Annotated in this window: 12 protein-coding genes; 4 read left to right on the top strand and 8 right to left on the bottom strand. The window is 64.1% G+C overall.

Going from position 1 to position 14,924, the window contains the following annotated elements; translation table 11 throughout:
* Nucleotides 1–2: 2 nt before the first annotated feature.
* Both ACZ9GA_RS09960 and hemB read right to left on the bottom strand, forming a co-directional pair.
* Complete coding sequence (locus tag ACZ9GA_RS09960) at nucleotides 3–911, bottom strand: LysR family transcriptional regulator (protein WP_457362831.1); 909 nt, start codon at nucleotides 909–911, stop codon at nucleotides 3–5.
* Between the two features lie 294 nt (nucleotides 912–1,205).
* Complete coding sequence (gene hemB / locus ACZ9GA_RS09955; RefSeq protein ID WP_457362832.1) at nucleotides 1,206–2,177, bottom strand: porphobilinogen synthase; 972 nt, start codon at nucleotides 2,175–2,177, stop codon at nucleotides 1,206–1,208.
* A gap of 171 nt (nucleotides 2,178–2,348) precedes the next feature.
* Between hemB and ddlA the strand changes: the two genes are divergently transcribed.
* Both ddlA and ACZ9GA_RS09945 read left to right on the top strand, forming a co-directional pair.
* Nucleotides 2,349–3,428, top strand: coding sequence for a D-alanine--D-alanine ligase (gene ddlA / locus ACZ9GA_RS09950; protein ID WP_457362833.1), 1,080 nt, complete (start codon nucleotides 2,349–2,351; stop codon nucleotides 3,426–3,428).
* 1,246 nt (nucleotides 3,429–4,674) lie between these two features.
* Nucleotides 4,675–5,157: an REP-associated tyrosine transposase gene (locus tag ACZ9GA_RS09945; RefSeq protein WP_457362834.1), complete on the top strand. Its 483-nt coding sequence runs from the start codon at nucleotides 4,675–4,677 to the stop codon at nucleotides 5,155–5,157.
* Here ACZ9GA_RS09945 and ACZ9GA_RS09940 read toward each other — a convergent pair.
* From ACZ9GA_RS09940 to ACZ9GA_RS09930, 3 genes are all read right to left on the bottom strand, one after another.
* Nucleotides 5,135–5,407: a hypothetical protein gene (locus ACZ9GA_RS09940; protein ID WP_027980648.1), complete on the bottom strand. Its 273-nt coding sequence runs from the start codon at nucleotides 5,405–5,407 to the stop codon at nucleotides 5,135–5,137. The genes ACZ9GA_RS09945 and ACZ9GA_RS09940 overlap by 23 nt on opposite strands.
* 234 nt (nucleotides 5,408–5,641) lie before the next feature.
* Nucleotides 5,642–6,976: an aminotransferase-like domain-containing protein gene (locus ACZ9GA_RS09935; RefSeq protein WP_457362835.1), complete on the bottom strand. Its 1,335-nt coding sequence runs from the start codon at nucleotides 6,974–6,976 to the stop codon at nucleotides 5,642–5,644.
* Between the two features lie 233 nt (nucleotides 6,977–7,209).
* Nucleotides 7,210–8,373, bottom strand: coding sequence for an AAA family ATPase (locus tag ACZ9GA_RS09930; protein ID WP_457362836.1), 1,164 nt, complete (start codon nucleotides 8,371–8,373; stop codon nucleotides 7,210–7,212).
* Nucleotides 8,374–8,769: 396 nt separating this feature from the next.
* Between ACZ9GA_RS09930 and ACZ9GA_RS09925 the strand changes: the two genes are divergently transcribed.
* Together ACZ9GA_RS09925 and ACZ9GA_RS09920 are read left to right on the top strand one after the other, a co-directional pair.
* Nucleotides 8,770–10,206 carry a carbohydrate porin gene (locus tag ACZ9GA_RS09925; RefSeq protein ID WP_457362837.1) on the top strand — a complete coding sequence of 479 codons (1,437 nt, stop codon included), beginning with the start codon at nucleotides 8,770–8,772 and terminating at the stop codon, nucleotides 10,204–10,206.
* 30 nt (nucleotides 10,207–10,236) lie between these two features.
* Nucleotides 10,237–11,577 (top strand): glycoside hydrolase family 1 protein, encoded by a 1,341-nt coding sequence (locus ACZ9GA_RS09920; RefSeq protein WP_457362838.1) that lies wholly within the window; start codon nucleotides 10,237–10,239, stop codon nucleotides 11,575–11,577.
* A 335-nt stretch (nucleotides 11,578–11,912) separates the two neighbouring features.
* Here ACZ9GA_RS09920 and ACZ9GA_RS09915 read toward each other — a convergent pair whose 3' ends face one another.
* The 3 genes from ACZ9GA_RS09915 to ACZ9GA_RS09905 form a co-directional block, all read right to left on the bottom strand.
* Nucleotides 11,913–12,851, bottom strand: a complete 939-nt coding sequence (locus ACZ9GA_RS09915; RefSeq protein ID WP_457362839.1) for a SphA family protein — start codon at nucleotides 12,849–12,851, stop codon at nucleotides 11,913–11,915.
* A gap of 66 nt (nucleotides 12,852–12,917) precedes the next feature.
* On the bottom strand, nucleotides 12,918–14,111 hold the full coding sequence (locus ACZ9GA_RS09910; protein WP_457362840.1) for an acetyl-CoA C-acyltransferase: 1,194 nt from the start codon (nucleotides 14,109–14,111) through the stop codon (nucleotides 12,918–12,920).
* A 41-nt stretch (nucleotides 14,112–14,152) separates the two neighbouring features.
* Nucleotides 14,153–14,923, bottom strand: a complete 771-nt coding sequence (locus tag ACZ9GA_RS09905) for a crotonase/enoyl-CoA hydratase family protein (RefSeq protein ID WP_457362841.1) — start codon at nucleotides 14,921–14,923, stop codon at nucleotides 14,153–14,155.
* Nucleotide 14,924: the final 1 nt, after the last annotated feature.

Below are 14,924 nucleotides of genomic sequence, written 5' to 3'. Positions count from 1 at the left end.
CCTCACAGCTGAGCCTGCCCACCCGGCAACACCCCACGCAGATGGCTGATCAACACCTTGATCTTGGCATCCAGGTAGCGCCGGTTCGGGTACACCGCGTACACGTTCAGGCATTGCAGCCGATACTGCGGCAACAGGCGCACCAGGCTGCCCGTCTCGATGCCTTTCTGGGCCGAGAACACCGGCAGCGACCCTACCCCCATTCCCGACTCGATCGCCTCGATCATGGCGTCGCCCATGTTCACCTGGAACGCCGACGGCCCCAGGGTGATGCGCTGCACATCGTCTTCGCCATGAAATTCCCACAGGTCAGTGGCGCTGCTGGGGTTGACCAGCCGCAGGCACTCATGGCCATGCAAGGCCTGGGGCGTTAGCGGCGCGCCGTGACGGGCGAGGTAATCGGGCGAGGCGCACAGCACGCTGTAGGACTGGCCGATGCGCTGGCTGACATACCCCGAATCGGGCAGTTGCGGGGCCAGCACGATGGCGACGTCGATGCCCTCCTCGATCAAGTCCGGCATGCGGTTGGCCATGGTCAGCTCGAAGCTGACCTCGGGATGCTGCTGGCGATAATCGGCGATGGCCGGCACCACGTAGTGACGGCCAACGCCCATCATCGAATGCACGCGCAGGCGGCCGCTGGGGCGCAGCTGGGTGTTGCCCGCCTCGACTTCGGCTTCGTCGACGTGGGCGATGATCTGCTCACAGCGAACCAGGTAACGTTGACCCACTTCGGTCAGGGCCACGTGGCGGGTGCTGCGGTTGAGCAGGCGCGCGCGCAGGTGCGCTTCCAGCGCCGCGACACTGCGCGACACCGTGGCCACGGCGACATTCAATTGTTTGGCGGCATGGCTGAAGCTGCCGGCCTCGGCGACGCAGACGAAGGTGCGCATGTTTTGCAGAGTGTCCATCGAATGCCTCGAAGATGGTGAAGCTGCAATTGTCACACACAGTTCGCGAATGATTATTCCGCAGGATGAAAAGGCTATTCGCCTGGAACGAAAAATTGTGCTGCGCCTTTCCCGAGCTTTGCTCGGTCCCACACCTTTCGCGGCAGTTGGGTCAGTGAGGCAAAGCACTTAGCCTTTGGCGGCACCGCAGTAATAGCTGCAGAGCCGCAAAAAGCTGAGCGCTTTGCCTCCCTGACACTCATGGCCCGAAAGGTGTGGGACCGAGCAAAGCTCGGGAAGCAGTCACCGCCGCAATCAAATCCCGTCGCGGGCAATGTCCATGGCGAAATAGGTGAAGATCAGATCAGCACCCGCACGCTTGATCGCACCCAAACTTTCACGCACCACACGCGCTTCATCAATGGCACCGGCCTGGGCACCGAACTTGATCATCGCGTACTCGCCGCTCACCTGGTACGCCGTCAACGGCAGGCGCGAGGCTTCGCGGATGTCGCGGATGATGTCCAGGTACGCGCCGGCCGGCTTGACCATGATCGCGTCTGCACCTTCCTGCTCGTCCATCAGCGACTCGCGCACCGCTTCGCGGCGGTTCATCGGGTTCATCTGGTAGGCCTTGCGGTCACCCTTGAGCGCCGAGCCGCCGGCTTCGCGGAACGGGCCGTACAGGGCCGAGGCGAATTTGGTGGAATAGGCCATGATCGAGGTGTCGATGAAACCGGCCTCGTCCAGCGCGCTGCGGATGGCCTGCACCTGGCCATCCATCGCTGCCGACGGCGAAATGAAATCGGCACCGGCGCGGGCGGCGGCCACAGCCTGCTTGCCCAGGTTGCGCAAGGTGGCGTCGTTGTCCACGCCGTGGTCACACAGCACACCGCAGTGGCCGTGGGAGGTGTATTCGCAGAAGCAGGTGTCGGCCATCACGATCATTTCCGGCACGGCGTCCTTGCAGATGCGCGCGATGCGCGACACCAGACCGTTTTCCTGCCAGGTGTCGCTGCCGTCGGCGTCCAGCTTGTGCGACACGCCAAAGGTCATCACCGACTTGATGCCGGCACGGGCATAGCGCTCGATCTCGCCGGCCAGCTTGGATTCGGGGATGCGCGCCACACCGGGCATGCTGGTGATAGGCACGAAATCATCGATCTCTTCCTCGACGAAAATCGGCAGCACCAGGTCATCCAGGCTGAACTCGGTTTCCTGGAACAGCGAACGGAGGTTCTCGGAACGCCGCAGGCGCCGTGGACGAACGATAGGGAACTGGGACATCGGGATTCCTGTGTTGAAGATAACCAATCAGTGCGTCAGATTATGCCTGTCCGGCGTGAAGGACAAATCGGCTTTGACAATGCATTCTTGCAGCCAGTGTAACAGTCTTGTCCCACGCCTCCCATCCAACCGTAGCCGCTGCCGCCAGGCTGCGGTTACCAGGAACTGATCATGAGCAAAATGCGCGTAGGGGTGATTTTCGGCGGCCGTTCGGCCGAGCATGAAGTGTCATTGCAGTCGGCGCGCAACATCGTCGAGGCGCTGGACCGCGAGCGCTTCGAGCCGGTACTGATCGGCATCGACAAGGACGGCCAGTGGCACCTCAACGATGCCTCCAACTACCTGCTCAACCAGGAAGACCCGGCGCTGATCGCCCTCAACCGCTCCCACCGCGAACTGGCGCTGGTGCCCGGCAAGGCCGAGCGCCAATTGCTGGAAACCGGTGCCTCGCCGCTGGCGCATATCGACGTGATCTTCCCCGTGGTACACGGCACCCAGGGCGAGGACGGCTGCCTGCAGGGCCTGCTGCGCATGGCCGACCTGCCCTTCGTCGGTTCCGACGTGCTGGGCTCGGCGGTTTGCATGGACAAGGACATCAGCAAGCGCCTGCTGCGTGATGCGGGACTGGCCATCACCCCTTTCATCACCCTCACCCGCGCCACTTCGCGGCGCCGCGAATTTGCCCAGGTGCAGGCCGAACTGGGCCTGCCGCTGTTCGTCAAACCGGCCAACCTGGGGTCATCGGTGGGCGTCAGCAAGGTCGAGGACGAAGCCGGTTACTGGCAGGCCGTGGACCTGGCCCTGACCTACGACAACAAGGTGCTGGTGGAAGCTGCCGTGCAGGGCCGCGAAATCGAATGCGCCGTGCTGGGCAACGACGCGCCCATCGCCAGCGGCTGCGGCGAGATCGTGGTCAAGGGCGGCTTCTATTCCTACAACAGCAAATACATAGACGGCGATGCGGCCCAGGTGCTGGTGCCGGCGGACATTCCCGTTGAAGCCAGCGAGCGCATCCGCGCCCTGGCGATCGAAGCCTTCCAGGTGCTGGGCTGCAGTGGCTTGGCGCGAGTGGACGTATTCCTGACCGACAGTGGCGAGGTCATCATCAACGAACTCAACACCCTGCCTGGCTTTACCCGCATCAGCATGTACCCGCAACTGTGGCTGGCGGCGGGCATGACCTACACCGAGTTGGTGAGCCGCCTGATCGAGTTGGCGCTGGAACGGCACAGGCAGCGCGTTCAACTGTAGGAGCCGACCTTGGTCGCGATAAACCCACCGCACATCCACCGGCCTTACCATCGGCGCCAACCGCATCGCGGCCAAGATCGCCCCCCAACCACGTTCGGCGTAGGAGCCGACCTTGGTCGCGATGAATCCACCGCCCTTCCATCGGCCGAACCACCGGCGCCAACCGCATCGCGGCCAAGGCCGGCTCCTACCACGATCGGCGTAGGAGCCGACCTTGGTCGCGATAAATCCACCGCGCATCCATCGGCCGAACCATCGGTGCCAACCCCATCGCGGCCAAGGCCGGCTCCTACCACAATCGGCGTAGGAGCCGACCTTGGTCGCGATAAATCCACCGCGCATCCATCGGCCGAACCATCGGTGCCAACCCCATCGCGGCCAAGGCCGGCTCCTACCACGATCGGCGTAGGAGCCGACCTTGGTCGCGATATATCCACCGCCCATCCATCGGCCGAACCACCGGCGCCAACCGCATCGCGGCCAAGGCCGGCTCCTACCACAATCGGCGTAGGAGCCGACCTTGGTCGCGATAAACCCACCGCACATCCACCGGCCTTACCATCGGCGCCAACCGCATCGCGGCCAAGGCCGGCTCCTACCACGATCGGCGTAGGAGCCGACCTTGGTCGCGATAAATCCACCGCGCATCCATCTGCGAACCACCGGCGCCAACCGCATCGCGGCCAAGGCCGGCTCCTACCACGATCGGCGTAGGAGCCGACCTTGGTCGCGATAAATCCACCGCGCATCCATCGGCCGAACCATCGGTGCCAACCCCATCGCGGCCAAGGCCGGCTCCTACCACGATCGGCGTAGGAGCCGACCTTGGTCGCGATAAATCCACCGCGCATCCATCGGCCGAACCATCGGTGCCAACCCCATCGCGGCCAAGGCCGGCTCCTACCACGATCGGCGTAGGAGCCGACCTTGGTCGCGATATATCCACCGCCCATCCATCGGCCGAACCACCGGCGCCAACCGCATCGCGGCCAAGGCCGGCTCCTACCACGATCAGCGTAGGAGCCGACCTTGGTCGCGATAAATCCACCGCGCATCCATCTGCGAACCACCGGCGCCAACCGCATCGCGGCCAAGGCCGGCTCCTACCACGATCGGCGTAGGAGCCGACCTTGGTCGCGATAAATCCACCGCATATCCACCTGCCTGCAACAACCTGTGGCTATTAAAGGCAGCACCGCCATACGCCATGCACTAGGTTTGAATTTTGCCAAGGAGGCACTCCCCCATGCACAAATCCACTAACCTGCGGCTCGGACGCTACTCGGAATTGAATCGCATCTATCTGCTGACCACCGTCACCCTCAATCGCAAGGCACTGTTCACCGATGGGCGCTTTGCGCGCCCGGTGATCGATGCTCTCAATTTGGCTGAACGGGAAGAAGCAGCACACACCCTCTGCTGGGTGTTGATGCCCGACCACTTGCATTGGCTGGCAGAACTGCGGCAAGGCACACTGGCCAGCCTGATGGGCCGCCTGAAATCACGATCAACGCTGGACATCAATCGTGCAGGCGGTACCACGGGCCCCGTCTGGCAACGGGGCTATCACGACCATGCTCTGCGCCGGGAGGACGACCTCGAGCACCTCGCACGTTACGTCGTAGCGAACCCAATTCGAGCAGGCATCGTGGACAGTGCCCGCGACTACCCCTACTGGGACGCCGCCTGGCGAAACAAGGACGAGTTTACAAAACCTGCTGATCAGTAATCATCGACTGCACGATGAAGTCTTTCTGCGCAGGCGTCAGGGTGTCCCAGATGTGGGTTTTGCCGTACACGCCCAAGCCACCAATGATGTAAATCACCAGCGCACAAATGATCGCAATCGAGGAGAAGGTCCAACGACCTTCGTCGTCTTCGGCGTGGGTGCCTTGCAGCTCGGCGCGCGGGCTGACGGAGGTGCCACTGAACAGGCGGCGGAACGTTTGCAACAGGAAAAGCAGAACCAGGCGCAACATGGATTTCAGTCTCTCTAAAGGGTACAGGGGTGCGCAGTCCGTGCGCGGCTGTGAATCAAAAAGCGGAAACGAAAAAGCCCGTCGCATGGACGGGCTTTTTTATAAGAAGTAAGGAGGCATGCTCCTGCGGCTCGTTGGCCGAATGAGGGGAATTTTACATGTACTAATTGGTTAATTCCACATTTGTTAGCCAGCAAACGATAAACGGTCGGTCATCGTACAACTGTCACGTAACTAGTATGCATGAAGGTCAATCACCCGCCTGACCTTCATCAGCGCCGCCTCCAAATCTACCAACGGCACCGACCCCAACGCCAACCGAATGGCATGCGGCGCACTTGAAGACACCGCAAACGGCTCCGCCGTCGACACCGACACCTGCTGCTGTAACAGCGCCTTGGCAATCGCGTCGGCGCGCACTTCCTCGCCCAACGGCAACCACAGGAAATAAGCATTGGGATGCCCCACCCACGCCAACCCCTCCAGCACTTTTCTGGCAATCGCCTGCCGCGCTACCGCATCTGCGCGCTTTTCAGCCTCAAGCCGCTCAACCGTCCCGTCCTCCAGCCATCCGCAGGCGATAGCAGTCATCACGCCGGGTGTGTTCCAGGTAGTGGCGCGGATGGCACGCTCCAGCGCCGCCACCCGCTCCAGCGGCGCCGAAACGAAGCCGACGCGAATGCCCGTGGCAATGTTCTTCGACAGCCCCGAGACATACACCGTGATATCCGGCGCCAGCGTGGCGATCGGTGGTGGCGGCGCTTCAACCAGAAACGCGTAGGCAGCGTCCTCGATGATCAGCAGATCGCGCCGGCGGGCGATGGCCACCAGCCGCTCGCGCCACTGCAAGTTCAGTACCCAGCCCAACGGGTTGTGCAAGGTGGGCATGGTGTAGACGGCGCGTACCCGCCGTGTGCGGCACAGTTGCTCCAGCGCATCCAGATCCGGCTGGTCGTCCTTGGCGGGGATGGGCGCCAGTTCCAGGTGCAGCGCCTCGGCCACGGCCTTGAAGCCGGGGTAGGTCAAGGCATCAGTGGCCACCACGTCGCCGGGACGCAACAGGGCCATGGCGACCACGGCCAACCCGTGCTGGGCACCGTTGACGATCACCACGCGCTCGGCCGCTGTCTGCACGCCGCGCGCCAGCAGGTAGCGGGCAATGCAGGCGCGCTCATGCATCCGCCCGCCATGGGGCTGGTACCTGAGCAGGGCTTCCAGGTCGCCGGCCAACGCCAGCTGCCGCAGTGCCTGGCGCAGCAGCTCGGCCTGCCCGGGCACCGAGGGGTAATTGAAATTCAGGTCGAGCATGCCAGGCGTGACCGCGTGCTGGTCAATGCCCAACCCCGGCGGCAGCGACGTTTCGCGCACGAACGTACCGCGCCCGGTCTCGCCGCTGACCAGGCCCATGGCTTCCAGCTCGGCGTAGACGCGGGTGGCGGTGACCAGAGCCATTTTCTCGCGGCTGGCCAGTTCGCGGTGGGTGGGCAGGCGGGTGCCCGGGGGCAGTCGGCCGGCGCGGATGTCGGCGGCCAGGGTGTCGACCACGTGTTTGTAGCGGGCACGGGGCATGGCGAAGGTCCAGCACAATGAGGGGATTGTCATTATCGTGATGCCGGGGCGCTCTTCCATGCAACTGCGATAACGTTTTCGAGCAAAACGATTCAGACGCCGCGGCGTGTCAAAGCCACCCGTAGCCGCTGCCGCCAGGCTGCGCTGGCCGGTGTCAACCCCGCACATCTGGGTGGGGCGCAGGGCCAGCGCAGCCTTCGGCAGCGGCTACGGGTGGTTACCGTCGCTCCCCCTCAATCCGCCCACCGCCACAACGGCTCCTCCAGCCTCCCCATCCCCCGCACCCGGGTCTGCCCCACCTGCTTTTCCAACTCCAGCACATTGCACCCCTCACACGCCGACAGCGCCTCGATCAACGGCGCACTGTGCGACACCACCCATACCTGGCAACGCTGCGACGCCCGAATGATCAGCCGCGCCAGGGCCGGCAGCAGGTCGGTGTGCAGGCTGGTCTCCGGCTCGTTGAGCACCATCATCGACGGCGGACGCGGGGTCAGCAATGCCGCCATCAGCAACAGGTAGCGCAAGGTGCCGTCGGACAACTCCGCGCCGCCCAGCGGCCGCAGCAGGCCGTGCTGATACAGGCGCACACTGAACAGCCCACCCGGTGGCGCATCGATCTCCAGGCGACTGCCGGGAAACGCGTCGTCCAGCGCCTGCACCAGGTCTTCCACTTCGCCAATCTCGATGATGGTCTGCAACGCCGCCGCCAGGTTGCGCCCATCGTGGTGCAGCACCGGCGAGCGGGTGCCCAGTTGTGGCTGGCGGCACGGCGCCTCGCGGTCGATGCGAAAGTGATCGTAGAAGCGCCAGCCGCTGATGAAGGCTCGCAGGTCCGCTACCTCGGGCGCCTGTTGCGGGCGGCCCAGCAGGCTGAAAAAGCTGTCATAGGCGGGGGCGTGCTGCTCAAGCACGGTCCAGCTGCGCCCCTCCCTTGCCCGCACCATGGGGCCTTGGCGATCGACCAGCAAAGCGGCCGGGCGGTAGGCGCCGCCGCCCCAGATAGCCTCGCGCTTGATCTCCGGGTCCAGCATGAAGGCACTGGGGTACGGCAGCGGTATCGGCAAACCCAGGGAGATGGCAAAGCCCAGTTCCTGCATGGCGAAACCCAGGCGCAAGCGCCGCGCCTGGGACGCTTGCTGCCCTTCGATGGCGACCTCACCGTTGACCATGCGCCGGCTCACCTCGGGCCCGGCCCACCACGTGGAATCCAGCCCGCCTTCACGCGCCAGCGCCTCGATCACCCCGCCCTGGGCGGTCTCGGCGAGCAGGCGCAGCGCCTTGTAGAGGTTGGACTTGCCGCTGCCATTGGCGCCAGTGACCAGGTTGAGCCTGCCCAACGGCACGACCAGATGGTTGATGGAGCGGTAATTGGCGATGGCAAGGGTGGTGAGCATTCGGCGCGTCCTGGCGTAAAAGAGTGGCCCGATTTTGGGGCATCGACACCACCCTGTCACACCGTCCTTCCTCGAAAATAGTGTACGAATTCCTGATACACCATTTTTAATATTTTATCTTGCGACCATTTTTGATTCTGTATAGGATTCAAGTCACCAACAATCATAAAAATAGCCGCCATGACCACTACCCAGCTCCAGGCAGCGGTAGACGCTGTTCCCGACAGCGTGCCGTGCGCCCTCGACATCCCCTGCGTGGCCAATCCGCCCTGGCCATCCGATCACGCCTACCCCTGACACCTGATTCACCACAAGCAACCGGACGTGCCGCCTGCGCTGGCCAGGGACTCGTGCGCCTTGTGAATAGAGCCACAACAATAAAAAAAGAAGGTCTCCATGAACAAATACGCCCAGTATTCGCTGTTCGCTGTCTCGCTGTTGAGTGCATCCCCCAGCTTCGCCGACCTGGCGCAGCTTGAACTGGCCAGCCTGGAATACCCCGGTGAACCGATCGGCCCCAGCGTCGGCATCCCGGACTCTTTCATCCCGGTGATGACCCCGCCCCCGCTGGCAAAACAAGGCAAATGGCTGGATGACCATGGCGTCAGCCCGCACTTGGGCCTGACCCAGTTTTACCTGGCCAACCCGGACGTGGGCACGGACACCGGCAACCACGAGTCGTTGACGCTGATTGATGTGGGCGTCGACTTCGACCTGGAGAAGATCCTGGGCTGGAACGGCACCCGCCTGCACTTCAACGAGCTGTACGTGCCCTACCGCAACAACCTGGACTTCGGTGCCCAGGCCGGCGATGTGCTGTCCAGCAAGTCCAGCCCGTACATCCCCCGGGTCAGCCACCTGACGCTGTTCACCCTGGAACAGAAGCTGTTGCAGGACAAGCTGACGGTGGAAGGCGGTATCAGCAATGCCGGCAACTACTTTGCCCTGCCCCTGTGCAACGTGGGCCTGGGCTGCACCACGCTGCCGGACGCCGCGGGCGCCAACCCGGCGCCTTACGCCAACTGGGGCGCGCGACTCAATTACCAGTTCACCCCGGCGCTGAGTGCCCAAGTGGGCACCTGGCGCGTCAACGACGCCTACCCGTTCACCAACGGCTGGGAGCGCGGCGCCGGCTCCTCGGGCGGCAACATGTCCACTACTTACCTGGCCAACGTGGCCTATCGCACCGACTTCTCCAACACCGCGTACCCGGAGTCCTATGAGCTGGTGGGCTTCCACAACACCCGCGACGGCAAGGACCCTTACTACACCACGGCTGGCACTGCGCAGCTCACCGACCCTACCCACGCGGCAGCTACCACCGACGGCCTCAACGGTTTCTACGTCGGCCTGAAAAAAACCTTCTGGCGCGCCGACGGCGGCCAGACCAAAGACATGACGCCCACCGCGCTGAGCGCCTATTTTGCCGGCAGCCACGTGTTCGAAGAGGACGTACCCAACGGCATTCCCAACCAGGTCAGCACCGGCCTGATCCTGTCCGCACCCTTCAAGTCGCGCCCCTACGACACCTACTCGCTAAGCGCCCACTGGGTGCAACTCAGCGACCACGAACAGAAGTACATCAACGCCGCCTTCCGCACCACGGGCCAGGACTATTCCAGCCCGGGCGGCGAATATGCGCTGGAGTTGGACGCCAACCTGATCCTGACCCGTGGCGTGGTGGTCAGCCCGTACGTGATGTACACCTGGGACCCGATCAAGACGATCAACCCCTACGACGGCATCGCCCCCAAGGCCGGCGTGTCGGCGGGCTTCCTGTTCCATATCCAGCTGGAAAGCTTCCTGGGCCTGGACTCGGGCATGCATCGCTGAACCGCACCCTGACAATAAGGAATTGAGATCGTGAAAATCACCTCTGCCCCCCTCACCCGCCGTGACGTACTGGTCGGCGGCGCTACCCTGGCACTGGCCGCCAGCCTGCCAGGCCTGGGTTATGGCGCCGGCAAGAACCCGGCGTTTCCCAAAGGCTTTTTGTGGGGCGCGGCGTCTGCCGGGCACCAGATCGAGGGCAACAACAGCGACTCCGATATCTGGTTGCTGGAACAGGTGACCCCCACGGTATTTGCCGAGCGCTCGGGCGATGCCTGCGACAGCCTGTTCCGCTGGAACGAGGACGTGGACCTGGTCAAGGGCATGGGCCTGAACACCTACCGATTCTCCCTCGAGTGGGCGCGCATCGAGCCCACCGAAGGCCAGTTCTCGGTGGCCATGCTGGACCTGTACAAACGCATGATGGGCAACTGCCTTGAGCGTGGCATCACGCCCATGGTTACATTCAACCACTTCACCACCCCGCGCTGGTTTGCCGCGCGCGGTGGCTGGGAAGCGGCCGGGGCGCCGGACCTGTTCGCGCGTTTCTGCGAGCGCGCGGCTACCCACCTGGGGGCGCATCTGAACTACGCCACCACCCTCAACGAGCCCAATATCCTGGCGGTGCTGGACTGGCTGCCGCTGCCGTTCCCGCCAGCGTTCAAGGCCGTTGAAACGCAGATGCTGCAAGCGGCGGCCAAGGCGACCGGCAGTGCCAACTATTCGGTGGCCAACTTTGGCCAGTACCAGCCCAAGTTGAAGCTGATGCTGGAGGGTCATCTCAAGGGCTACCAGGCGATCAAGTCGGCGGCCCCGCACGCGCTGGTGGGCGTCAGCCTGTCCATCACCGACGACCAGGCCGTTGGCGCGGACAGCAAGCGCGACGCCAAGCGAGAAAGCGTCTACGGGCCGTGGATGGAAGCGGCCAGGACGGCGTCGGACTTCATTGGCGTGCAGAACTACGGCCGACAGCAGTTGAATGCCCAGGGCGCCATGCTGCCACCCAAGGGCGCCGAGTTGACCGAGAGCGGCGAGGAATACTACCCAGCGTCCCTGGAAGGCGCCGTGCGCTATGCGCACCAGGCCACCGGCAAGCCGGTGATCGTCACCGAGAACGGCATCAGCACCTCCAACGATGCGCGGCGCGCGGCCTATATCCCTGAAGCGTTGGCCGGCCTGCAGCGCGCCATGCACGATGGGGTCCCGGTGCTGGGGTATGTGCACTGGAGCTTGCTGGATAATTTTGAGTGGTTGTTTGGGTACAAGCCCAAGTTTGGGCTGGTGGCGGTGGATCGGGAAACGTTTAAGCGCGAGGTGAAGGGGAGTGCCCGGGTGTTGGGGGCGATTGCGCAGCGTAATGGTTTGTTGGGGTGATAGTGGCCGCGGGGTGGGGCTGGCATGGGCCTGGCTTGGTTTTTTCAGCGTTCTTGAGATCGAGCGCCGCCCGCGCGGCGCTTCGCCGCCTCACGCGCAAGCCCGCTCCCACGTTGGTTGCAACGTGCCCCGCTGGAGATGGGTGGTGCGCCTGGTGGCACCAACGCAGATCTGTAGCGGGCAAACAAGGCGGACCAGGCAATGGCACTGGCATAACTGGCCCGAAACAAACGTGGGAGCGGGCTCTGCCCGCGAAGCGCCGCGCGGGCGGCGCGCGATCTCATGAACACCGCAACAACATCGTCGAACACCACAAACCCACCGCCACCCCCCCCCTAAAACGGCAACCGCGCCTGCACCCACACCCTTGTCCCCTCCCCCTTATTCCGTGCATCAAACTCATCCTGCACCTTCGCCACCAACGCAAAATCCTTGGTAAACCGGTACATCACATACGGCCCCAGCGCATTGACCGAACCGCGATTGCCATTGCCATTCACCGCCGCACCATCCTGGCGGTCATCGGTGGTCTGGCGATACAGGTAACCGTTGATGCCGAAGCTCAGTGCCTGGCTGAACCGGTAACCGCCACTGAACTCCAGGGTCAGCTCATCGCCGGAGCGATAATCCGTCGCGTCGTTTTTCGAGTTGATGCCGTAGCGCAGCTTGGCACTGGCCTCCCAGTGTTCGCCGGGCAACCAGGTCACGGCGTAGAACGGCGCCACCTGATAGTAGTTGCGCCCGGTGTTGACCGGCTCGTTCTTGTCGTAGCTGCCAGTGGGCAAAAAGGTCTCCACGCCCGCGGTCTGATGCAGGGTCTTGCCGTGCCATCCCAATAACACCGGGGCGAAGCTCAGGTCCGCGATGTCAGTGCTGGTACCGCCCTTGTCCAGCGGCGCCAACGGCGCGGGCCGGGCCACGTCCAGGGTGACATCCAGGGTAGGCACGGCCAGGGCGGCGCGGGTTTCGACGTTGGCGCCCAGCCATTTCACCCCGGGCCACACGTAACTCAGGCGCAACGACACGGTGTCGGACTTGACGCGGTAGCGCGCAATGTTGGCGTTGTCGTGGCCGTCGTTGCCTTTGACGTGGGTGGCTTCGTAGTGGTTGTAGTACAGCAGCGACGTCAGGCCCTCGGGCAGCATCAGCCCGGACATGTTGGTTTCCACCCCCAGGGGATAGGAGTTGCCGTTGCCCTCGGTGGCGTTGACCGCGCCACTGAAGCACAACAGCAGGCTGACGCAGGGCACGGCGCGGCGATGAACTGGATTCATGTTGAAGTCCCTCATTTCTTGTTGTTGTAGAGACACAGTGCAGGCAGGTGAAAAGCGGCTCAGGTGTCAGTCATGGCACACCTGGAACAAGCCGGCGGCGCCCTGCCCGCCCCCCACGCACATGGTCACCAGCACATGGCGGGCACCGCGGCGCCGACCTTCCAGCAAGGCGTGACCCACCATGCGCGCGCCGGACATGCCATACGGATGCCCCAGGGCGATGGCCCCGCCGTTGACGTTCAAGCGGTCCAGGGGGATGCCCAGCGCGCGTTGGCAATACAGCACCTGGGCGGCGAAGGCTTCATTCAGCTCCCACAAGTCGATGTCGCTCACGCTCAAGCCGTAGCGCGCCAACAGTCGTGGCACGGCCAGCACCGGGCCAATGCCCATCTCGTCCGGCGCGCACCCGGCGCTGGCGAAGCCGATGAAACGGCCCAAGGGTTTCAGCCCCCGGGCGCTGGCCTGGGCCGCGCTCATCAATACGCAGGCGGCCACGCCATCGCTGAGCTGTGACGCATTGCCCGCCGTGACCGTGCGCCGGTCGCCTTCCAGCACCGGCGCCAAAGCGGCCAGCTGCGCGGCCTGGGTGCCGGGGCGGTTGCACTCGTCGCGGTCGATGCACAGGGACTTGTCGTAATATTCGTAAGTGGCCTTGTCCAGTGCCTTGGTCACCACCTGCAACGGCACGATCTCCTCGGCAAACAGGCCATCGCGCTGGGCCTGGGCGGTGCGCTGCTGGCTGAGCAAGGCGTAGGCGTCCTGATCACTGCGCGACACACCGTAGCGCTGGGCCACTCGCTCGGCGGTCTCCAGCATGCTGATGTAGGCATCGGGTCGATGCTCCAGCAGCCAGGGGTCCTGGCCGTAGTGCTCATTGGTATGGGCGTTCTGCACCAGGCTGATGGACTCGCCGCCCACCGCCAGCATCACTTCGCAAGCGTCCAGCTGAATACGCTGGGCCGCACTGGCAATGGCCTGCAGCCCCGAAGCGCAATGGCGGCTGACGGTCTGCGCGGCGACGCTGTCCGGCAACCCGGCGCGCAGCGCGCTGTGGCGGGCGATGTTCTTGCCCTGGGTGCCTTCCGGGCGACCACAGCCCATGACCAGCTCCTCCACCTCAGCGCCTTGCACCTGCGCCCGGTCCAGCGCCGCCTGAATGATCGGCGCGGCCAGGCTGGGCATCGCGGTGTGGTTGAAAGCGCCCCGGTAGGCCTTGCCGATGGCCGAGCGCGCGTAGGCAACAATGACTGCGTCTTGCATGATGACCTCCGGCCGCACGCCTTGCAGGCGTGCGGCAACGTTCAGAGCGCCTGCACGATGGCCAGGTGGGCGTCGGTATGGTGGGCCAGCGCCTGATAGGCGGCGGACAGTTCCAGCAAGGGTTCGAGCCGGGTGTGCTGGCCTTCGCGCAACAGCCTTTTGGTCAGGCGCAGCGCATGGCCGGGGTTAGCGGCGATGCGCCTGGCCAGGTCATAGGCGGTGGTCAGCAAGGCGTCGGGTTCGACCACCCGTGACACAAGGCCGTACTCCAGGGCCTGTTCGGCCGACACGGTTTCGCCGGTGAACGACAGCTCATAGGCCCGCGACAGGTTGTTCAGCGCCCGTGGCAACAGCCACGCGCCGCCGTCGCCAGGCACAATGCCCAGGCGCACGAAGCTCTCGGCAAACCGCGCCTGCTGCGAGGCAATGCGGATATCGCACATCAAGGCCAGGTCGCAACCAGCACCGATGGCCGCACCATTGACGGCGGCGATGGTGGGCACCTCCAGGTGGTACACCGCCAGCGGGATTTGCTGAATGCCGTGGCGATAGCCGTCACGCAACTGGTAAGGGTCGCCGGCGAACAGCCCTGCCCGGGCCTTCATGTCCTTGACGTTGCCGCCGGCACAGAATGATTTGCCGGCGCCGGTCAGCACCACCACCTTCACCTGAGGGTCGCGGTTGATCCGCGCGCACACGTGGGTGAAGGCGTCAAACTGGGCCTGCTGGCTCAAGGCGTTGTGCTGCTCGGGGGCGCACAGCGTCAGGGTGACGACGCCGTCGTCGAACTGGTATTCAATGAAGTCGCTCATG

This window comes from Pseudomonas sp. TE3644 (genome assembly GCF_056278815.1).
This window is presented reverse-complemented; position numbering and strand designations above follow the sequence as displayed.